Consider the following 19500-nt stretch of genomic DNA (forward strand, 5'->3'; position numbering starts at 1 on the left):
CAAGCACCGTGACGGACATCTCGGACACCCTGGCCAGCGTGCCCAGCCCGGTCGATGCCGACGCGAGCGGCGTCGAGCTGGATCAGACCCTCTTCGAGGTCAAACGCGTGATCGTGGGGCAGGATCGGCTCGTCGAACGCCTGCTCACAGCCCTGATCGCCGAGGGGCACTGCCTCCTTGAGGGTGTGCCCGGCGTCGCGAAGACGCTCGCCGCCCAGACTCTCGCCCGGGTCGTCGGGGGCAGCTTCTCCCGGATCCAGTTCACCCCCGACCTGGTCCCCTCGGACATCGTCGGCACCCGCATCTACCGCGCCTCCACGGAGACCTTCGACGTCGAGCTCGGTCCGATCATGGCCAACCTGGTCCTCGCCGACGAGATCAACCGGGCCCCGGCCAAGGTGCAGTCGGCGCTGCTGGAGGCGATGGCCGAGCGGCAGGTCTCGCTCGGCGGGCGGAGCTGGCCGGTCCCCGACCCGTTCCTGGTGCTGGCCACCCAGAACCCGATCGAGTCGGAGGGCGTCTACCAGCTTCCCGAGGCGCAGCGCGACCGGTTCCTGATGAAGGTCGTCGTCGACTACCCGAGCGACGCCGACGAGCTGGCCATCCTCTACCGGATGAGCGCCGACCGGCCCAGCCCCCGGCAGGTGCTCGACCCGCCCCGGCTGCGCGAGCTGCAGCGGCGCGCCGGCCACATCTTCGTGCACCACGCGCTGGCCGAGTACGTCGTCCGGCTCATCCTGTCCACCCGGGACCCGGGCCGGTTCGGGCTGCCCGAGATCGCGCCGCTGCTGGCGTACGGGGCGAGTCCCCGGGCCACCCTCGGCCTGGTCGCCGCCGCCCGGGCCCAGGCGCTGCTGCGCGGGCGCGAGTACGTGCTGCCGGAGGACGTCCGGGAGCTGGCGGTGGACGTGCTCGCCCACCGGCTGGTGCTCTCCTTCGACGCGGTGGCGGACGGGGTCTCCGCCGAGGCGGTGGTGCGCCGGCTGGTCGAGGCGGTGCCGCCGCCCCGGGTCGCCACCGGCCACCCCGAGGTGGCGCCGGACCTGGCAGCGGCATGAGGCGGCGCCCCGCCCCGTCCCGTCCCGCCGATCCCGGCCTGGCCGACCTCGCCGGCGACCAGCGGCTGCGCCGGCTGGAACTGACCGTGACCCGCCGGCTCGACGGGCTGCTGCACGGGCAGCACCGCGGCCTGCTGCCCGGGCCGGGCAGCGAGATCGCGGGCAGCCGCGAGTACCGCCCGGGCGAGGACGAGGTACGCCGGATGGACTGGGCGGTCACCGCCCGGACCACCGTCCCGCACGTCCGTGAGGTCGACGCCGACCGGGAGCTGACCACCTGGGTGCTGGTGGACGCCAGCCCCAGCATGGAGTACGGCACCGCCGAGCTGGACAAGCGGGAACTCGCGGTGGCCGCCGTCGCCGCGGTCGGCTTCCTCACCGCCGGCGTCGGCAACTGCCTCGGCGCGCAGGTGCTCGGCCCGGACGGCCTGCGCCGGTTTCCGGCCCGCAGCGGACGTACCCACCTGCTCGCGCTGCTCCGCGCGCTGCTCGCCGCCCCGCGCGCCGGCGGCTACGACGAGGAGACAGCTCCGCTCGTGCCGCCGACGCTCACCGACGGGCTCGACGGCGTGGGGCGGGTGGCGAACCGGCGCGGGCTGGTCGTGGTGGTCTCCGACTTCCTCGACGGGCTGCCCGACGACCCGGCCGGCGCCCCGCCGTGGGAGGCGGGCCTGCGCCGGCTGGCCGTCCGGCACCAGGTGCTCGCCGTCGAGGTGACCGACCCGCGCGAGCTGGAGCTGCCGGACGTCGGCCTGATCACCCTGGTCGACCCGGAGACCGGCCGGCGGCGCGAGGTGTGGACCGGCGACCGGGCGCTGCGGGAGCGGTACGCCGAGGCCGCCGCCGCCCAGCGCGACCAGGTACGTCACGCGCTGCGCCGGTCCGGGGCGACCCACCTGGCGCTGCGGACGGACCGGGACTGGAGCGCCGACATCGTCCGGCACGTGCACGCCCAGCGTCGGCTGGTCGCCGCGCCGGCCGCGGCCCGGGGAGGTGCCGCGTGACCTGGCAGTCGCCCGCCCGGCTCTGGCTGCTGCTCGGCGTGCTCGCCCTGGTGGTGGGCTACCTGGTGATGCAGCGTCGCAGCAGCCGGTACGCCGTCCGCTTCACCAACCTGCGGCTGCTGGACCGGGTCGCGCCGCAGCGGCCGGCCTGGCGCCGGCACGTCCCGGCGGGGCTGTTCCTCGCCATGCTGGCGCTGCTGGTGGTCGGCTTCGCCCGGCCCAACGCGGAGGTGCGGGTGCCCCGGGAGCGGGCCACGGTGATGGTCGCGGTGGACGTCTCCACCTCGATGCTCGCCAACGACGTCGACCCGGACCGGCTGAGCGCGGCGAAGGAGGCCGCCCGGCGCTTCGTCGACGGCCTGCCCGACGAGTTCAACGTGGGGCTGGTCGCGTTCGCCGGCAGCGCCGCGGTGCTGGTGCCGCCGAGCACCGACCGGGAGGCGCTGCACGAGGGGATCGAGCGGCTGAACGAGGGGATCACCGGGGTCCAGGGCACCGCGATCGGGGAGGCGATCAGCACCTCGCTCGGGGCGGTGAAGAGCCTGGACAGCAATGCGGTCAAGGATCCCCCGCCGGCCCGGATCATCCTGCTCTCCGATGGGGCGAACACCTCCGGCATGGACCCGATGGAGGCGGCCGCGCAGGCGGTCGCGGTCAAGGTGCCGGTGCACACCATCTCGTTCGGCACCCCGTCCGGCTCGGTGGACCGGGGCGGCCGGGCCATCCAGGTGCCGGTCGACGGGCAGACCCTCAAGGCGGTCGCCGAGGAGACCGGCGGCGGCTTCCACGAGGCGTCCACCACCGCCGAGCTGCGGGCCGTCTACGAGGACATCGGCACCTCGGTCGGCTACCGCACTGAGCGGCAGGACATCTCCGCCCGCTTCATCGGCCTGGGACTGGTCTTCGCCATGGGCGCCGCGGCCGGGTCGCTGCGGTGGTTCTCCCGCCTGCCCTGACCACGGCACGGAGCGGCGCTGACCGCACCTGAGCCGCACGACACGTGAGGAGCGCACGGATGGCAGTGCAGACCGGACTGGGGGAGCCACGCGGTCCCTGGTTCATCTCGCCGGACCTCGATCCGGACGGGCGCGGACGCTGGGACGTACCGGGCTCGGACCGGGATCCGGGGCGGCGGCGGCCCGGCCGGTGGCTGACCGCGCTGGCGGTGGTGGCCCTCTCCACCGTCTCCGGCGCGGCGGCGGGTGGGTGGGTCGCCGGCCGGGACGCGCCCGGCCCCGCCGCGGCCTCGGCGGCGCCGGTCCCGGCCGAGCTGGTCACCGCCGCCCAGAAGACGGTGCCGGGGGTGGTCTCGGTGATGGCCGGCGGGGCGGCGGGGTCGTCGGCCACCGGCTCCGGCTTCGCCATCGACAACCAGCAGCACATCGTCACCAACGACCACATCCTGGCCCGGGGCGGCGGGGGACCGGTGACGGTGGAGCTGCCGGACGGCCGGCGGTTCAGCGCCGAGGTCGTCGGGCGGGAGCCGCGCAGCGACCTGGCTGTGCTGAAGGTGCCCGCGTCGGCGCGGCTGGCGCCGCTGCCCCTGGCGAAGCCGAACTCCGTCCGGGTCGGCGAGCCGGTGCTCGCGGTGGGTTCCCCGCTGGGGCTGTCCGGCACGGTGACCGCCGGCATCGTGAGCGCGCTGAACCGCCAGGTGCGGATCGGTTCTGGCCGGCACACGGCGGTGCAGACCGACGCCTCGATCAACCCGGGCAACTCCGGTGGTCCGCTGGTCAACGCCCGCGGCGAGGTGGTCGGGGTGAACACGGCCATCGCCACCATCGACGGCAACGGCTCGATCGGCATCGGGTTCGCCATCCCGATCGACCAGGTCCAGCAGACCGCCGACACCATCATCGGCAAGGGCGGCTGACCGCCCGCGCGGCGCTGAGGTGCGGCGGCGCGCCCGCCAGCGGCCCGGATCGGGAGAACTGTCGGATATCCGGCGTGGGACCATCGGGCCATGGAAATATTACGCTGAGTATGGATACTGGCGTGGGTGGAGCAAGCTGTCATCGCGGCCCTCCTGCTGATGGGCCTGCTGATCGGGTGCGGAGTCGGCGCGGCGTACGCCCGCGCGAAGCGCGGCTGGACGGACTACCGGACCATCAAGAACTCGGTGCCGGGCGCCCGCCGTACCGCCTGGGTGGCGATCCGCGCGGTCCTCACCAAGGTCGGGGTGATCGCGCTGCTGCTCGTCGGCGCGGCCGCGTACGCGGCCACGAGCTCGGACCACGAGCGGGCGGGTCCCGTGCCTACGCCGACCGTGACCCCGACCCCGACCCGCCGCGCCGGGCGCTAGCCTCGGGGAGTGGACGACGGACTGCGGGTGAACGACCGGCTGGTGGTTCCCAACGGGGAGCTGCGGGAACGCTTCTCCCGCTCCTCCGGGCCGGGCGGGCAGGGCGTCAACACCACGGACTCACGGGTCGAGCTCAGCTTCGACCTGGCCGCCTCGCCCAGCGTGCCCGAGGCGTTGCGCACCCGGGCGCTGGAGCGGCTGGCCGGCCGGCTGGTCGACGGGGTGCTGACCGTCGCGGCCAGCGAGCACCGGGCGCAGCTGGCCAATCGGGAGGCCGCCCGGGAGCGGTTGGCCGCTCTGCTGCGGGAGGCGACCGCCCCGCCGCCGAAGGCGCGCCGCCCCACCCGCCCGTCCCGGGGCGCCAAGGAACGGCGGCTGGCCGAGAAGAAGCGCCAGTCGCAGCGCAAACGGGAACGCCGCGTCGACGGCGACTGACCGGAAAACGGCGTGCGGGCGGTCCCCGTCACCGCCGACAATGCGCCGCGTGCCCGTCGACTTCTCCGTCAAGCCCACCCTCACCGGCGAACGTGTGCTGCTGCGGCCGTTCGCCGACGACGACGTCGCCGCCTTCCAGGCCGTGCTGGCCGACCCGGAGGTGGCCCGGCTCACCGGCAGCCCGCCGGGGGACGTCGATCTCGGACGGCTGCGCGCCTGGTACGGCAGCCGCAACGCGCAGACCGACCGGCTCGACCTCGCGGTAGTGGACCGGGCGAGCGGGGTCTGCGTCGGCGAGGTGGTCCTCAACGAGTGGGACGGCCACAACCGGAGCTGCAACTTCCGCACCCTGATCGGTCCCGCCGGCCGCGACCGCGGGCTCGGTACCGAGGCGGTCCGGCTCGTTATCGGGTACGGCTTCGAGCGGCTCGACCTGCACCGGATCTCGCTGGAGGTGTTCGCCTTCAACCCGCGCGCCCGCCGCGTCTACGAGAAGGTCGGCTTCGTCGCGGAGGGCGTGCTGCGGCAGGTGCTGCGTGACGGCGACGACTGGGTGGACGCCACCGTCATGTCGATCCTCGCCCCCGAGTGGGCGGCACACCGCGGCCACCCGCACCGCTGACCGGGCGCCGGCATGCCCCCGGCGATCCGGCGAATGACAGAATCTGGAATCTGTCATCTGAATGTTGTAGGCTGAGTGTCATGTTCGAGAGCGGCCCCATGCAGACCCGTACCCTCGGCTCCACCGGGCCGACCGTCTCCGCCCTCGGCCTCGGCCTGATGGGCATGTCCGACCTCTACGGCCCCGCCGACGAGGCGGAGAGCATCGCCACCATCCACGCCGCGCTCGACGCCGGCGTGACCCTGCTCGACACCGGCGACTTCTACGGCATGGGCCACAACGAGCTGCTGCTCCGCGACGCGCTGCGGGCCCGTGACCGCGGCGAGGCGCTGATCAGCGTCAAGTTCGGCGCCCTGCGCGACGTCGACGGCGGCTGGAACGGGGTCGACCTGCGCCCCGCCGCGATCAAGAACTTCCTCGCCTACACGCTGCGCCGGCTCGGCACCGACCACGTCGACATCTACCGCCCCGCCCGGATCACCCCCGAGATCCCGATCGAGGACGTCGTCGGCACCCTGGCCGAGCTGGTCCAGGCCGGGCACGTCCGGCACATCGGCCTCTCCGAGGTGGGCGCGGAGACCCTGCGCCGCGCCGTCGCCGTGCACCCCGTCGCCGACCTCCAGATCGAGTACTCGCTGGTGGCCCGGGGGATCGAGGACGAGATCCTGCCCACCGCGCGGGAGCTGGGCGTCGGCATCACCGCGTACGGCGTGCTCTCCCGCGGCCTGATCAGCGGCCACTGGTCCGCCGACCGGGCGGCCACCGACTTCCGGGCCCGCCTGCCCCGCTTCACCGGCGACAACCTCGACCGCAACCTGGCGCTGGTCGACTCGCTGCGGCGGATCGCCGAGCAGCGGGGCGCCACCGTCGCCCAGGTCGCCATCGCGTGGGTGCTGTCCCGCGGCGCCGACATCGTGCCGCTGGTCGGCGCCCGTCGCCGGGACCGGCTCGCCGAGTCCCTGGGCGCGCTCGACCTGCGGCTGACCGCCGAGGACCTGGCCGCCATCGAGGCGGCGGTGCCCGCCGACGCGGTCGCCGGCACCCGCTACGACGCCTTCCAGATGTCGATGCTGGACAGCGAGCGGGGTGCGGGCCGGCGATGACCCCGCCGGAGGCGACCGCGCCGGTGGGAGAGACTGGGCGGATGACCGACACCAGTGGGCTCAGCCCGGAGCGGATCCTCGATGTCGCCGAGGAGACCATCCGGCGGTACGGGCCGACCAAGGCCACCGTGGTCGACGTGGCCCGGGCCCTCGGCGTCAGCCATGGCAGCGTCTACCGGTACTACCCCAGCAAGGTGGCGCTGCGGGACGCGGTGGCCGAACGCTGGCTGGCCCGGGTCTCCACCCCGCTCGGCGAGATCGCCGGGTCCGCGGAGCCCGCGCCGGCCCGGCTGCGGCGCTGGCTGCGCGAGCTGAGCGGCACCAAGCGGCGGATGGCCCGGGAGGACCCCGAGCTGTTCGACACGTTCCATCGGATCGCCACCGCCGCCCGTGGTGTGGTCACCGGCCACCTGGACATCCTGGCCGGGCAGCTCGCCCTGATCGTCGCCGACGGGGTCGCCGCCGGTGACCTCGTCGCCGACGACGCGGACCGGGCCGGCCGGACGCTGCTCCAGGCCACCGCCCGGTTCCACCACCCGGCGCACGTCGCGGAGTGGGCCGACCCGGCCCTCGACGACGACTTCACCGCGGTGATCGATGTGCTGCTGCGCGGGCTCGGGGCGCGCTGAACGGACGGTCGGTCAGTCGAGCGCGGCCAGCAGCCGGGCCCGCAGCGTGCCGGCCCGTTCGGCGAAACCGCGCTGCGCGGCGGCGTACTCCGCCCGGCCCTCCGGGGTCTCCACCCGCACCGGCGGGTACCCGAGGTCGGCGAGGTCGTACGGGCTGGCCCGCATGTCCAGCGTGCGGATCTCCCGGGCCAGCGCGAAGCACTCCGCGACCAGCTCGCTCGGCACCAGCGGGGAGAGCTTGTAGGCCCACTTGTAAAGATCCATGTTGGCGTGCAGACAGCCCGGCTGCTCCAACGCGTGCTGGCTCTCCCGGGTCGGGGTGAGCAGGTTCAGCGGCCGGGCCGGCGCGGTGAAGAACCGGTACGCGTCGAAGTGGCTGCACCGCACGCCGCGCTCCTCGACGACGGCGGCCGTCGCGGCCGGGCTGAGCCGCAGCGGCCAGGCGTTGTGGCGTACCTCGTCCTGGGTCTGCCGGTAGACCATCGCCCACTCGTGCATGCCGAAGCAGCCGAGGTGCGCCGGGCGGCCGGCGGTCGCCCCGAGCAGCGTCCGGATCCAGTCGACCGACTCGGCGCGTCGGGCGCGTACCCGATCGGTGTCGAGGGTGAGGCCGGCGGCGGTGGCCCGGTAGTCCCGGCCGAACTCGACCTGGTCCGCGCCGCGCAGCACCACCCCGGCGCCCGGGTGCCAGCGGCGCAGCTGGGCGGGGCGGTGCGAGTAGTACGTGAAGAGGAAGTCCTCCACCGGATGCTTCACCCCGGTGCGCCGGCGGGCCAGGTGCGGCGCCAGCCAGGCGTCCACCCGCTGCTCGTGCGCCCGCCGGCGGGCCTGCCAGTCGGCCAGGTCGAGCGCGGCGGCGGGGGCGAGGGCGGCGGTCACGGACCCCAGGGTACGACCGCCGCCCGCCCGCCGGTCAGGGCACGTCCACCCGGACCCCGGCGGAGAAGACCCCGCTGCGCAGCTCCAACTGCTTCGGCGGCTGGCTGCCGTTCACCGTGAAGACCAGCGGCAGCACCACCCGGCTGCCCGCGGCGACCGGCTGGGCGAAGACGTCCCGCCCGAGGTTGGCGACCCGGGTCGCGGTCTCGTCGGTGCTGACCCAGTTGCCCCCCGGGAGGTACGCCCGCTGCAACTGCCCGTGCCAGGTCTGCTGCTCCGGGGTGAGGTTGCGCACCCCGACGGTGGCCTGGCACTGCCGGCTGCCGATGGCGATGGGCTGGCCGGCGGTCGCGCAGGTGACGCGGTAGACGGTGAACTCGAACGCCGTCTCGCGCAGCGGCACGCCGACCGGGCCGGTGACGCTCTGGCCCATCCAGGCCCCGCTGGTCGGTTGCTTGGTGGTGTCGATCGCGGCGACCCGCTGGGTGGCAGTCCAGGCCGCCGCGCCGACCACGCCGGCCAGCACCGCCGCCGCCACCCCCACCAGCAGCCAGATCGGCGGTCGGCGGCGCCGCGCCCCGGCGGGCGTGGGCAGCGCCGCGCGCGGGTAGAGGGTGCCGCCGCCCGCCGGGCCACCGGTCCGGCCGACCGGGGAGGGCCCGGCCATGGTCGGCGCCGCGCCGGAGCGCTGCCGGCGGCGCTGCCACCACCACCAGAGCGCGCCGCCGGTGACGACCAGGAACGCGGCCAGCGCCGCGAGCAGCACCGGCGGCCGGCGCCAGGCGGGCGCCGCGGTCACCTTCGTCACCGGTACCGGGGCCGCGTTCCAGGTGGCGGTGGCGCAGTCGTACGGCCGGGTGCCGTCGGTGCCGTACGCGCAGGCCGGCGCCGTCACCGGGCGGCCCGGCGCGGTCATTCTGAGCGCGGTGTTCAGGGTGGTGGTGCTCCGCGCCGGCAGCCGGAGCCGCCAGGTCACCTCGCCGGCGGCCGACGCCCCGATCTGGCGGCTGGCCCGGCCACCGGCGGTGACGGTGGTCGCGGACGTCCCGGCCGGCAGCTCCTGCCGCACCGTCGTCTCGACCATGCTGCTCCCGGCGTTGCGCACGTCGATCCGGTACGCCGGCAACGGCGTGCCGGCCGGCGCCACCCGCACGGTGACCGGTGGGATGGGCCGCGGGACCGTCGCCGCCGAGGTCGGCGGCGCCGCGGGCGGCGCCGCGGGCATCCCGGTGGCGGTCGGCGCGGCCGGTGTCGCCGCTGCCGCTGCCGGTGCCGGTGCGCCGGGTGCGGGTGCGGCCGCCGCCCGGGGTGCCGTGGCGGGCAGCGCCGGTACGGCGGCGAGGACGCCGAGGCAGTTCACGATCACTGCGAGGGCTCTGTGGTGTCGTCTCGATGCAGGCATACGAACGAACCTCCGGATCCGAAGCTATGGGGCCGGGACCGCCGGGCGGGTACGAAGTCGGCAATCCCGCCCGGCCGGCCGGCCGGCCGCGTACCCTGCCGCCGGCCGCCCGATCCGACCCGCCGACGTGCCGCTGGTCGCACGCGGCATGACGCGGCCGGGGTCGGGGATAGATTGGCCGGGTGCGTATCGCTCGTTTTGCTCATGCCAAGGGAATGTCGTTCGGGGTCGTCGAGGGCGAGCCGGGGGCCGGGTCGCAGGGCCTGACCATCGCCGAGATCGAGGGGCACCCGTTCGGCCAGGTCAAGTTCTCCGGCGCCCGGTGGGCGCTCTCCGACGTCCGGCTGCTCTCGCCGATCCTGCCCAGCAAGGTGGTCTGCGTGGGCCGCAACTATGCCGAGCACGCCGCCGAGCACGGCAGCGAGGTGCCCAAGGAGCCGCTGCTCTTCCTGAAGCCGTCCACCTCGGTGATCGGGCCGCGCGACGCGATCCGGCTGCCGATCTTCTCCAAGCAGGTCGAGCACGAGGCCGAGCTGGCCGTGGTGATCGGCGCCCCGGGCGCGCGCCGGGCCGACCGGGCCGCCGCCGAGCGGGCGATCTTCGGCTACACCTGCGCCAACGACGTCACCGCCCGGGACCTGCAACGCTCGGACGGGCAGTGGACGCGGGCCAAGGGCTTCGATTCGTTCTGCCCGATCGGTCCGTGGATCACCACCGGGCTGGACGTCTCCGACCTGGAGATCCGGTGTGAGGTGGGCCGCAATCCCGAGGAGATGGAGGTACGCCAGCTCGGCCGGACCAAGGACATGGTCTTCGACGTGCCGGCCCTGGTGTCGTACATCTCGCACGTGATGACGCTGCTCCCCGGCGACGTGGTGCTGACCGGCACCCCGGCGGGGGTTAGCCCGCTCACCGAGGGGGATACGGTCTCCGTGCGGATCGAGGGGATCGGCGAACTCACCAACCCGGTGGTACCGGTCGCCTGATGCGTCCGACGCCTCGTTTCCGCAGGTCACAGGCGGTTCGGGGGGTTGGATTTGGCCTGTCGGCACCGGGAGGGTAAAGTTCATCCCCGGCGCCGCAAGGGGCCAATGGGGTATGGGGTAATTGGCAGCCCGACTGATTCTGGTTCAGTTAGTCTAGGTTCGAGTCCTGGTACCCCAGCGCAGCCGCGGGTTCGCGAGAATCCCGGTCGCTGGATTCTGGCGGAGTTCCGCTCCGTCCCTCCTCGCGAGGGGCGGCCGGGTGAGCTCTGATAGAGTGCAGCTTCCTCACCACCAGAGTGAGGAAGCAAGAAGTTCTGGCCCCGTCGTCTAGTGGCCCAGGACGCCGCCCTCTCAAGGCGGTAGCGCCGGTTCGAATCCGGTCGGGGCTACAGTGCTGACAGCCCGTCCCACCTCGGTGGGGCGGGCTTCTTCGTGTCCGGGCCGCCGGTCTCCCGTGGTCGGTGGTGCCACCCTGTCTTCGGCGCCGGCAGCCGGTGCCGCTAGACTACTTCCACACCGCTCGTCAGGGCGGTGAAGCAGGAAAAGTGCCTGGCCCCGTCGTCTAGTGGCCCAGGACGCCGCCCTCTCAAGGCGGTAGCGCCGGTTCGAATCCGGTCGGGGCTACAGATCGAACGGCCCGCCTCACACCCGAGGCGGGCCGTTCGCCTTTCCCCACCCCCGCCCGCCTCAACTCGCCGAGGGGGAAGGGAGGGGATCAAAGGCCGGAGAGGCGTTGGCCGGCCCTCACCACGGCCATGGCGTGGCGCTCGCCGGGGCGGCGGCCGAGGCGCTCGATGGGGCCGGAGATGCTGATCGCGGCGATCACCCGACCGGTGCGGTCGCGGATCGGGGCCGAGACGCTCGCCACGCCGGCCTCGCGCTCGGCGACGCTCTGCGCCCAGCCGCGGCGGCGTACCTCGGCGAGGGTGCGGCCGGTGAACTTCGAGCGGGGCAGCAGCGGCATCACCGCCTCCGGCGGCTCCCAGGCGAGCAGGATCTGCGCCGCCGAGCCCGCCGTCATCGGCAGCACCGAGCCCACCGGCACGGTGTCCCGCAGGCCGCTGGCCCGCTCGGCGGCGGCCACGCAGATCCGCTCGTCGGCCCGGCGCAGGTAGAGCTGCGCGCTCTCGCCGGTGGCGTCGCGCAGCGCGGCGAGCAGCGGCTCCGCCGCGGTCAGCAGCACGTCCGGCGCGGCGTTGGCCAGTTCGCCGAGCCGGGGCCCCGGGCGCCAGCGCCCCTGGGTGTCCCGGACCAGCATCCGGTGGATCTCCAGCGCCTGTGCCAGCCGGTGCGCGGTGGCCCGGGGCAGCTTGGTGCGTTCAACGAGTTCGGCCAGGCTGGCGCCGTCGACACAGGCGGCCAGGATGACCACCGCCTTGTCGAGAACGCCGACACCGCTCATACTGTGTCCCACAAGCCGAAACTTACCTCCCAGAATTTAGGATGTCCAGATGGTGGGAGTCACTCAACCGAGGACCCTGGCCGAGAAGGTCTGGGACGCGCACCTGGTGCGATCCGTCGAGGGCGAGCCGGACCTGCTCTTCATCGACCTGCACCTGCTGCACGAGGTCACCAGTCCGCAGGCCTTCGACGGGCTGCGCCTGGCCGGCCGCCGGGTCCGCCGTACCGACCTGACGATCGCGACCGAGGACCACAACACCCCGACCGGGTACGCCGACCCGGCGTTCCGCGAGCGGCGCGGCGACCTGCTCACCATCGCGGACCCCACCTCCCGCACCCAGATCGAGACGCTGCGCCGCAACTGCGCCGAGTTCGGCGTACGGCTGCACCCGCTGGGCGACGAGAACCAGGGCATCGTGCACGTCATCGGTCCGCAGCTCGGCCTCACCCAGCCCGGCATGACGATCGTCTGTGGCGACTCGCACACCGCCACCCACGGCGCGTTCGGCGCGCTCGCCTTCGGCATCGGCACCAGCGAGGTGGAGCACGTGCTGGCCACCCAGACGCTGCCGCAGAGCCGGCCGAAGACGATGGCGGTGAACGTCACCGGCCAGCTCGCCCCGGGGGTCACCGCCAAGGACCTGGTGCTCGCCCTGATCGCCCAGGTCGGCACCGGCGGCGGGCGCGGCCACATCGTCGAGTACCGGGGCGAGGCGATCCGGAACCTCTCCATGGAGGGGCGGATGACGATCGCCAACATGTCCATCGAGTGGGGCGCCAAGGCCGGCATGATCGCGCCGGACGAGACCACCTTCGCGTACCTGAAGGGGCGGCCCAACGCGCCGCAGGGCGCGGACTGGGACGCGGCGGTCGACTACTGGCGGACGCTGCCCACCGACGAGGGCGCGACCTTCGACGCCGAGGTGACCCTGGACGCCAGCCGGATCACCCCGTTCGTCACCTGGGGCACCAACCCCGGCCAGGGCGCGCCGCTCGGCTCGGCCGTGCCGGACCCGGACGAGTTCGTCTCCGAGTCCGAGCGGGCCGCCGCCCGGCGGGCGCTGGCGTACATGGACCTGACCCCGGGCACGTCGCTGCGCGACCTGGCCGTCGACGTGGTCTTCGTCGGCTCCTGCACCAACGGTCGGTTGGAGGACCTGCGCGCCGCCGCCGACGTGCTGCGCGGACACCGGGTCTCCGACGGCGTACGGATGCTGGTGGTTCCCGGCTCGGCCGCGGTGCGGGAGGCGGCCGAGGCGGAGGGGCTGGACAAGGTCTTCACCGACGCCGGCGCCGAATGGCGCTTCGCCGGCTGCTCCATGTGCCTCGGGATGAACCCGGACACCCTGTCGCCGGGCCAGCGCTCCGCCTCCACCTCCAACCGCAACTTTGAGGGCCGCCAGGGCCGGGGCGGGCGTACCCACCTGGTCTCCCCGCCGGTCGCCGCCGCCACCGCCGTGGCCGGCCGGCTGGCCGCCCCCGCCGACCTGTAGAAGGGCAGCTGCTCGCGATGGACAAGTTCACCACCCACACCGGCACCGCCGTGCCGCTGCGCCGTTCCAACGTGGACACCGACCAGATCATCCCCGCCGTGTACCTCAAGCGGGTGACCCGGACCGGTTTCGCGGACGGGCTCTTCAACGCGTGGCGGGAGGACCCGGCATTCGTGCTCAACGATCCCGTCCATTCCGGTGCGTCGATTCTCCTCGCCGGCCCCGAGTTCGGTACCGGCTCCTCCCGGGAGCACGCCGTCTGGGCGCTGCGGGACTGGGGCTTCCGCGCCGTGGTCTCTCCCCGCTTCGGCGACATCTTCCGCGGCAACGCGCTCAAGGAAGGCCTCCTCCCGGTGGAGCTGGAATTGAAAGCCGTCGAGGAACTGTGGGATCTGGTGGAATCCGACCCGACCACCCCGATCACCGTCGACCTCACCGCCCGTCAGGTCCGGGCGGGGGACGCCACCTGGGCGTTCCCGCTGGACGACCACAGCCGCTGGCGGCTGATGGAGGGCTTGGATGACATTGGACTCACCCTCCGGCACTCCGCCGAGATCAGCGCCTTCGAGGCGTCCCGGCCGTCGTTCCTGCCCTCGGTGGCATAGCCGGACGCCCGACCGCACATCGGTTTTCGCCCCCACCGGCCCGCCCGGTGGGGGCGAATCCGTTACGACACAAGGGCTTTTTTCCACCGAATGTTTGTGTAGCGGCAGCACAGGGCATACCGTGCGCGCAGAATGGCTCGCGTCGAGTCAGTTGCACAATCGGGAGGAAGTCGTGAACAAGGCCGAGCTCATTGAGGCGCTCGCCGTTCGCCTGGGGGACCGGAAGACGGCAACGGCCGCGCTCGACGCGGTCCTCGCTGAGGTCCAGGGGGCGGTCACCAAGGGCGAGAAGGTGGCAATCACCGGATTCGGAGCATTCGAAAAGCGCGTCCGGGGCGCCCGAACAGCGCGCAACCCGCGGACCGGCGAGGCGGTGAAGGTCAAGAAGACCTCCGTCCCGACTTTCCGCGCCGGCGCCGGATTCAAGGAGATGGTGGCCAGCGGCAAGGTGCCGAAGGCCACGGCCGCCGCCAAGAAGATCGCCGCGGCCGCCGCCAAGGCCGCCGGCGCGAAGGCCGCCCCGGCGAAGAAGGCGGCCCCGGCGAAGAAGGCGGCCCCGGCGAAGAAGGCCGCCGCGGCGAAGGCCGCCCCGGCGAAGAAGGCGGCCCCGGCGAAGAAGGCGGCCCCGGCGAAGAAGGCCGCCCCGGCGAAGAAGGCCGCCCCGGCGAAGAAGGCCGCCGCGGCGAAGGCCGCCCCGGCGAAGAAGGCGGCCCCGGCGAAGAAGGCCGCCGCGGCGAAGAAGACCACGGCGGCCAAGAAGACCACGGCCGCGAAGACCACGGCGGCCAAGAAGGCGCCCGCGAAGAAGGCTCCGGCCAAGAAGGCGGCGGCCCGCCGCTGACCGGCTCGACCGACAAGGGCGCCCACCGTCGTGGTGGGCGCCCTTGTCGCGTACGACCGCGGCGCCGCCGCCGTTGATCGGCGACCCGGGCCGCACGCACTGGGCCTCGGGCTGGTCGCCGCTGCCGTCGGGCACGCCCTGCTCGGCACGGAGGACCTGGTCTGGCGGGGCGGCTGGCCGGCGTGGACGCTCAGCGCCCTGCTGGCCGGGGCGTTCCTGGCCGCGCAGGCCCTCGCCGCCCGGCCGGCCCGGACGGCAGCGTCATCGGGCGGCTCCGGAGGCGTGCGGGCCTGGCTGCTCGCGGGGCCGGCGGTGCTGCTGGCCGGTCAGCTGGCGCTCTCCCCGGCGGTGTGGAACGCCGCCGCGTCCTACCGCCACGGATCGCCGGACTTCCCCGGGCTGGGCTTTCCGCCGGAGCCCGGGCCGGCCCTGCCGGTGCTCGCGGTGGGGCTGTTCCTGGTGGCGACGTTCAGCCGGCCACCGGGGTGGCTGGGCCGGGTGCTCTGGCCGGCGGCGCTGCTGGCCGGGGCGGCGCTCTTCGCCGCCGGCCGGCCCGGTTGGTTGGGACCGGCCTTCCTGCTCGCCGCGGGCGGTCTCGGCGGCTGTCTCGCCCTCGCCGACGCGAGCCCGGACACCGACACCGACATGGACACCGGCACCGGCAGCGGCCCCGAGACCGGCGCGGGCGATGGCTCGACTGTGCCCGGGCGGCGCGGCTACGCCGCCGTCGGCGGGATGCTGGTCTTCGCCGTCGCGGCGGTCGCCTACTACGCGGCCTACGACCTCGGGTACCCGAACGGCTGGGTGCCCGTGGCGTTGGCGGTGCTCGTGGCGGTGGTCGCGGCCGCCGGGCCACCCGCCGCCACGTCCGTCCTCACGCCAACGGCGCTGGCGTGGACGGTCATCGGGCTCATGCTGCTGACCGGAGTGGCCGCCGGGATCCACCGTCCGCTGCCGGCGGCCGAGGGAGGGGCCGCGGCGGCGGGTGGCGTACGGGTGGTGCCGTACAACACCCGGATGGGCTTCGGGCTGGACGGGCGGCTCGACCTGGACGGCCTGGCCCGGGCGGTCATCGGCAGCCGGCCGGACGTGGTGGTGCTCAGCGAGGTGGACCGCGGCTGGCTGCTCAACGGCCGCCCGGCAAGGGTCCGGTGACCCAGGCCCGCCACGTCGCCGCCTTCGCCACCCGGTACGCCGCCGGCCGTCCGCTGGTGCTGGCCGGCGACCTGAACACCGAGCCGGGCGAGCCGGCGTTCACCGAGTTCACCCACGCCGGCCTGCTGGACGCGCTGGCCTCCGCCCGGCCGTTGCCGACCAGCCCCGCGGACGACCCGCGCGAGCAGATCGACCACGTCTTCGTCTCGCCGGGCGTCACCGCCGCCGACGTGCTGGCGCCGCCGGGCACCGCCAGCGACCACCTGCCGGTCGCGGTCACCCTGACCCTGCCCTGACCGCCGCCGGGCGACTCAGAGCCGGTCGGCGGCGAGCAGGCGGTCACCGGTGAAGGCGAGCAGCCAGCCACCGCCCTTCGGGGTGGTGAAGTCGTCGACCCGCCCGGCCAGCCGCTCCAGGGCGCCCGGCAACACCTTGCCCTGGCTGCACACCGCGACCCGCTCCCCGGCGGCGGCCAGCGCGGCGAGCTGCGCGGCGGCCGCCAGCGCGCACTCGTCCGGCTGCTGGCCGGGTTTCGGCTCGTCGAAGTCGCCGACCACCTCGATCGGCAGGTCCAGCAGGGCCGCGGCCGGGTCCAGGGTCTGCACGCAGCGGCGGGCCGAGGCGGACAGCAGGCGTGCCGGGCGGACCAGGGCCACCAGCTCGGCCAGCGACTGGGCCTGGGCCCACCCGGTGGCGTCCAGCGGCCGGCCGGTGTCCGGCCCGGACCAGGTGCCCCGCTTGCCGGCGTGCCCGTGCCGGACCAGCAGCACCGTGCCGGTCACCGGCGGCAGCGCCGCGAACGCGGCGAGCACCTCGGCGTCGTGCGGGTAGCTCACCAGCCGTACCGCCTCGTCGACGGGGAGCCAGCACACCTCGTCCACCTCGGTCTCCGGCTGGAATCCGCCCTCGGCCACGGCCCGCATCGACCAGTAGTCCACCCGCTTGGGACGGCCCTCGCTGCGGTAGCGGACGGTGGGCAGCCGGACCTGCGGCACCGCCCAGACGTCCGTCTCCTCGGCCACCTCGCGGACCGCCGCCCGCAGCGGGTGCTCGTCCGGCTCCAGCTTGCCCTTGGGCAGCGACCAGTCGCCGTACCGGGGCCGGTGCACGAGGCAGACCTCGACGCCGGCGGCGCCCGGCCGCCAGGCGACCCCGCCCGCCGCCCGGATGCCCGCCGGCTCCTCGTCCGTCATCCGCCCACCGTAAGCCCGGCCGGTGCGTACCGTGCGCCGCTCAGCCGGCCGTCCCGCCGACCCGCCGCAGCAACAACTCCTGCAGATGCGTCAGCGGTGCCTCGTCGGTGCCGGTACGCCGGGTCCAGCTCCCGTCCCCGGCCAGGTCGAACGCGTCCACCTCGGGGCTCATCGCGGCGGTCAGCACGTGGTCCAGCTCGGCCCGGGCGACCGGGTCGCTCACCTGCACCAGCGCCTCCACCCGGCGGTCCAGGTTGCGGTGCATCAGGTCGGCCGAGCCCATCCAGAACTCGGCGTCGCCGTTGTTGCCGAACCGGAAGACCCGCGAGTGCTCCAGGAACCGGCCCAGGATCGAGCGGACCCGGATGTTCTCCGACAGCCCCGGCACCCCGGGCCGCAGCGTGCACATGCCCCGGATCAGCAGGTCCACGTGCACGCCGGCCCGCGACGCCCGGTAGAGCGCGTCGGTGATCTCCTCGTCGACCAGCGCGTTCACCTTGAACTGCACCAGGCCCGGCATGCCGAGCCGGACGTGCGCGATCTCCCGCTCGATCCGCTCGATCAGGCCGCTGCGGATGCCCTGCGGGGCCACCAGCAGCCGCCGGAACGCGGTCTGCCGGCTGTACCCGGTCAGCACGTTGAACAGGTCGGTCAGGTCGGCGCCGATCTCCGGGTCGGCGGTGAGCATGCCGAAGTCCTCGTAGAGCCGGGCCGTCTTCGGGTGGTAGTTGCCGGTGCCGATGTGGCAGTAGCGGCGGATCTGATTGCCCTCCTGGCGGACCACCAGGGCGGTCTTGCAGTGCGTCTTCAGCCCGACCAGGCCGTAGACGACGTGGCAGCCGGCGCGTTCCAGGGTGCGGGCCCAGCCGATGTTGGCCACCTCGTCGAAGCGGGCCTTCAGCTCGACCAGCACCACCACCTGCTTGCCGGCGGCGGCCGCGTCGACCAGCGCGTCCACGATCGGGGAGTCGCCGCTGGTGCGGTAGAGGGTCTGCTTGATGGCGAGCACGTCCGGGTCGGCGGCGGCCTGCTCGACGAAGCGCTGCACGCTGGTCGCGAACGAGTGGTACGGGTGGTGCACCAGCACGTCCCCGTCCCGCAGGGTGGCGAAGACGCTGCGCGGCACCTCGCCCTCGGCGAGTCGGGGATGGGTGGCCGGCACGAACGGCGGGTCCTTCAGGTCGGGCCGGTCGGCCTCGCCGTACACCTGCCAGAGCGCGGAGAGGTCGAGCAGGCCGCGGACCCGCAGCACGTCGTGGCCGTCCATGTCCAGCTCACGGACGAGCAGCTCGAGCATGTGGTCGGAGATCGAGGCGGCGACCTCCAGGCGTACCGGCGGGCCGAACCGGCGCCGGGCCAGCTCCCGCTCGAGGGCCTGGAGCAGGTCCTCGTCGCGGTCCTCGTCGACCTCCACCTCGGCGTTGCGGGTGACCCGGAACAGGTGGCACTCCACCACCTGCATGCCGGAGAAGAGCTGCCCGAGGTGCACCGAGATGAGGTCCTCCACCGGCAGGAACCGCACGCCCGGCAGGTCCCGGGCCACCCGGACGAAGCGCGGCACGTTGTTGGGCACCTTCACCCGGGCGAAGAGCTCCGAGCCGCCGTCCGGGTCGCGGACCGCGACGGCCAGGTTGAGCGACCGCCCCGAGATGTACGGGAACGGGTGTGCCGGGTCGACGGCGAGCGGGGTGAGCACCGGGAAGATGTGCTCCCGGAAGTACGTGCGCAGCCGTTCCCGCTCGGCGTCGTCCAGCTCGCTCCAGCGCAGCACCCGGATGTCCTCGGCGGCCAGCTTCGGCAGCACGTCGTCGACGAAGCAGGCGGCGTGCCGGGAGACCAGGTCGGCCGTCTTCTCCGCGATCAGCTCCAGCTGGGTGCGCAGCGGCAGCCGGTCCCCGCCGCGCACCGGCAGGCCGGCGGAGAGGCGGCGCTTCAGCCCGGCGACCCGCACCATGTAGAACTCGTCCAGGTTGCTGGCGAAGATGGCCAGGAACTTGGCCCGTTCCAGCAGCGGGGTGCGCGGGTCCTCGGCCAGCGCCAGTACCCGGGCGTTGAAGTCGAGCCAGGAGACCTCCCGGTTGAGGAAGCGGTCCTCGGGCAGCGGCGGCGCCGGGGGCGGCTCGGCGCCGGTCGGCGGGCGGTGCTCCGGCCCGGTGACCGGGTCGAGCACCTCGTCCAGCCCGGCCGAGGCGGCCGCGGCGTCGGTGCCGGGGTCCCGGAGCGGGGTCTCCTCGGGGGCGCGGACCGTGCGGAAGCGGCCGTCGGCGTCGCGGGTGCGGGCGCCGTTGCGGGGTTCGGCCGGGTCGGTGGCGTGCGGCGGGCGGTCGGGGTGCTTGCGAGGGGTGCTCACCCGCTCATAATCACCCGATTCCGGTTAACGCAAAATGAACTT

At 74.2% G+C, this 19500-nt stretch carries 19 protein-coding genes and 3 tRNA genes; 17 read left to right on the forward strand and 5 right to left on the reverse strand.

The window, feature by feature from the left end; genetic code table 11:
• The first annotated feature begins 8 nt into the window (after nucleotides 1-8).
• From EV384_RS11460 to EV384_RS11500, 9 genes are all read left to right on the forward strand, one after another.
• Nucleotides 9-1058: an AAA family ATPase gene (locus tag EV384_RS11460; protein WP_130332772.1), complete on the forward strand. Its 1050-nt coding sequence runs from the start codon at nucleotides 9-11 to the stop codon at nucleotides 1056-1058.
• The gene (locus EV384_RS11465) at nucleotides 1055-2062 is read left to right on the forward strand and encodes a DUF58 domain-containing protein (protein WP_130332774.1); all 1008 of its coding nucleotides are present in this window, start codon (nucleotides 1055-1057) and stop codon (nucleotides 2060-2062) included. Before EV384_RS11460 ends, EV384_RS11465 begins: the two co-directional genes overlap by 4 nt.
• Nucleotides 2059-3018 carry a VWA domain-containing protein gene (locus tag EV384_RS11470; RefSeq protein WP_130332776.1) on the forward strand — a complete coding sequence of 320 codons (960 nt, stop codon included), beginning with the start codon at nucleotides 2059-2061 and terminating at the stop codon, nucleotides 3016-3018. Before EV384_RS11465 ends, EV384_RS11470 begins: the two co-directional genes overlap by 4 nt.
• A gap of 59 nt (nucleotides 3019-3077) precedes the next feature.
• Nucleotides 3078-3935 carry a S1C family serine protease gene (locus EV384_RS11475; protein ID WP_130332778.1) on the forward strand — a complete coding sequence of 286 codons (858 nt, stop codon included), beginning with the start codon at nucleotides 3078-3080 and terminating at the stop codon, nucleotides 3933-3935.
• A 126-nt stretch (nucleotides 3936-4061) separates the two neighbouring features.
• Nucleotides 4062-4364, forward strand: a complete 303-nt coding sequence (locus EV384_RS11480) for a hypothetical protein (RefSeq protein ID WP_130332780.1) — start codon at nucleotides 4062-4064, stop codon at nucleotides 4362-4364.
• Nucleotides 4365-4373: 9 nt separating this feature from the next.
• On the forward strand, nucleotides 4374-4799 hold the full coding sequence (arfB, locus tag EV384_RS11485) for an alternative ribosome rescue aminoacyl-tRNA hydrolase ArfB (protein WP_130332782.1): 426 nt from the start codon (nucleotides 4374-4376) through the stop codon (nucleotides 4797-4799).
• Nucleotides 4800-4848: 49 nt separating this feature from the next.
• A complete protein-coding gene (locus tag EV384_RS11490) occupies nucleotides 4849-5421 on the forward strand; it encodes a GNAT family N-acetyltransferase (RefSeq protein ID WP_242624018.1) in 573 nt (190 codons plus the stop codon).
• A gap of 80 nt (nucleotides 5422-5501) precedes the next feature.
• On the forward strand, nucleotides 5502-6524 hold the full coding sequence (locus EV384_RS11495; protein WP_242624019.1) for an aldo/keto reductase: 1023 nt from the start codon (nucleotides 5502-5504) through the stop codon (nucleotides 6522-6524).
• A 41-nt stretch (nucleotides 6525-6565) separates the two neighbouring features.
• Nucleotides 6566-7153 (forward strand): TetR/AcrR family transcriptional regulator, encoded by a 588-nt coding sequence (locus EV384_RS11500; protein ID WP_130332786.1) that lies wholly within the window; start codon nucleotides 6566-6568, stop codon nucleotides 7151-7153.
• Nucleotides 7154-7165: 12 nt separating this feature from the next.
• On the opposite strand, the gene EV384_RS11505 is transcribed toward EV384_RS11500, so the two are convergent.
• Both EV384_RS11505 and EV384_RS11510 read right to left on the reverse strand, forming a co-directional pair.
• A complete protein-coding gene (locus EV384_RS11505) occupies nucleotides 7166-8032 on the reverse strand; it encodes a 3-methyladenine DNA glycosylase (protein ID WP_130332788.1) in 867 nt (288 codons plus the stop codon).
• A gap of 34 nt (nucleotides 8033-8066) precedes the next feature.
• Nucleotides 8067-9434, reverse strand: coding sequence for a hypothetical protein (locus tag EV384_RS11510; protein ID WP_130332790.1), 1368 nt, complete (start codon nucleotides 9432-9434; stop codon nucleotides 8067-8069).
• A 182-nt stretch (nucleotides 9435-9616) separates the two neighbouring features.
• Here EV384_RS11510 and EV384_RS11515 point away from each other — a divergent pair, with 182 nt between their 5' ends.
• The 4 genes from EV384_RS11515 (at nucleotide 9617) to EV384_RS11530 (ending at nucleotide 11044) form a co-directional block, all read left to right on the forward strand.
• A complete protein-coding gene (locus EV384_RS11515) occupies nucleotides 9617-10420 on the forward strand; it encodes a fumarylacetoacetate hydrolase family protein (protein WP_130332792.1) in 804 nt (267 codons plus the stop codon).
• 106 nt (nucleotides 10421-10526) lie between these two features.
• Nucleotides 10527-10598, forward strand: a tRNA-Gln gene (locus EV384_RS11520).
• 138 nt (nucleotides 10599-10736) lie between these two features.
• Nucleotides 10737-10809 (forward strand) — tRNA-Glu (locus EV384_RS11525).
• A gap of 162 nt (nucleotides 10810-10971) precedes the next feature.
• A tRNA-Glu gene (locus EV384_RS11530) sits at nucleotides 10972-11044 on the forward strand.
• 91 nt (nucleotides 11045-11135) lie between these two features.
• On the opposite strand, the gene EV384_RS11535 is transcribed toward EV384_RS11530, so the two are convergent.
• Complete coding sequence (locus EV384_RS11535) at nucleotides 11136-11822, reverse strand: IclR family transcriptional regulator (RefSeq protein ID WP_013284529.1); 687 nt, start codon at nucleotides 11820-11822, stop codon at nucleotides 11136-11138.
• Nucleotides 11823-11871: 49 nt separating this feature from the next.
• On the opposite strand from EV384_RS11535, the gene leuC reads away from it, so the two are divergent.
• The 4 genes from leuC to EV384_RS37055 all read left to right on the forward strand — a co-directional run bounded on the left by leuC (nucleotide 11872) and on the right by EV384_RS37055 (nucleotide 16211).
• Nucleotides 11872-13314, forward strand: a complete 1443-nt coding sequence (leuC, locus tag EV384_RS11540) for a 3-isopropylmalate dehydratase large subunit (protein WP_130332794.1) — start codon at nucleotides 11872-11874, stop codon at nucleotides 13312-13314.
• 17 nt (nucleotides 13315-13331) lie between these two features.
• Nucleotides 13332-13919, forward strand: coding sequence for a 3-isopropylmalate dehydratase small subunit (leuD, locus tag EV384_RS11545; RefSeq protein ID WP_130332796.1), 588 nt, complete (start codon nucleotides 13332-13334; stop codon nucleotides 13917-13919).
• Between the two features lie 172 nt (nucleotides 13920-14091).
• Nucleotides 14092-14760, forward strand: coding sequence for an HU family DNA-binding protein (locus EV384_RS11550; protein ID WP_130332798.1), 669 nt, complete (start codon nucleotides 14092-14094; stop codon nucleotides 14758-14760).
• 893 nt (nucleotides 14761-15653) lie between these two features.
• Nucleotides 15654-16211 carry an endonuclease/exonuclease/phosphatase family protein gene (locus EV384_RS37055; protein ID WP_341273627.1) on the forward strand — a complete coding sequence of 186 codons (558 nt, stop codon included), beginning with the start codon at nucleotides 15654-15656 and terminating at the stop codon, nucleotides 16209-16211.
• A 15-nt stretch (nucleotides 16212-16226) separates the two neighbouring features.
• Here the strand turns inward: EV384_RS37055 and EV384_RS11565 are convergent, their stop codons facing one another.
• A complete protein-coding gene (locus tag EV384_RS11565; RefSeq protein ID WP_130332804.1) occupies nucleotides 16227-17108 on the reverse strand; it encodes an NUDIX hydrolase in 882 nt (293 codons plus the stop codon).
• 40 nt (nucleotides 17109-17148) lie between these two features.
• On the reverse strand, nucleotides 17149-19458 hold the full coding sequence (locus tag EV384_RS11570) for an RNA degradosome polyphosphate kinase (protein ID WP_130332806.1): 2310 nt from the start codon (nucleotides 19456-19458) through the stop codon (nucleotides 17149-17151).
• Nucleotides 19459-19500 lie beyond the last annotated feature (42 nt).

Source organism: Micromonospora kangleipakensis, assembly GCF_004217615.1.
Classification (GTDB): Bacteria; Actinomycetota; Actinomycetes; order Mycobacteriales; family Micromonosporaceae; genus Micromonospora; species Micromonospora kangleipakensis.

Coding starts and splice junctions, on each gene's coding strand:
- EV384_RS11475 (WP_130332778.1), top strand. CDS start 3,078: ATGGCAGTGCAGACCGGACTGGGGGAGCCACGCGGTCCCTGGTTCATC.
- EV384_RS11510 (WP_130332790.1), bottom strand. CDS start 9,434: ATGCCTGCATCGAGACGACACCACAGAGCCCTCGCAGTGATCGTGAAC.
- leuC (WP_130332794.1), top strand. CDS start 11,872: ATGGTGGGAGTCACTCAACCGAGGACCCTGGCCGAGAAGGTCTGGGAC.
- EV384_RS11500 (WP_130332786.1), top strand. CDS start 6,566: ATGACCGACACCAGTGGGCTCAGCCCGGAGCGGATCCTCGATGTCGCC.
- EV384_RS11495 (WP_242624019.1), top strand. CDS start 5,502: ATGTTCGAGAGCGGCCCCATGCAGACCCGTACCCTCGGCTCCACCGGG.
- leuD (WP_130332796.1), top strand. CDS start 13,332: ATGGACAAGTTCACCACCCACACCGGCACCGCCGTGCCGCTGCGCCGT.
- EV384_RS11465 (WP_130332774.1), top strand. CDS start 1,055: ATGAGGCGGCGCCCCGCCCCGTCCCGTCCCGCCGATCCCGGCCTGGCC.
- EV384_RS11535 (WP_013284529.1), bottom strand. CDS start 11,822: ATGAGCGGTGTCGGCGTTCTCGACAAGGCGGTGGTCATCCTGGCCGCC.
- EV384_RS11565 (WP_130332804.1), bottom strand. CDS start 17,108: ATGACGGACGAGGAGCCGGCGGGCATCCGGGCGGCGGGCGGGGTCGCC.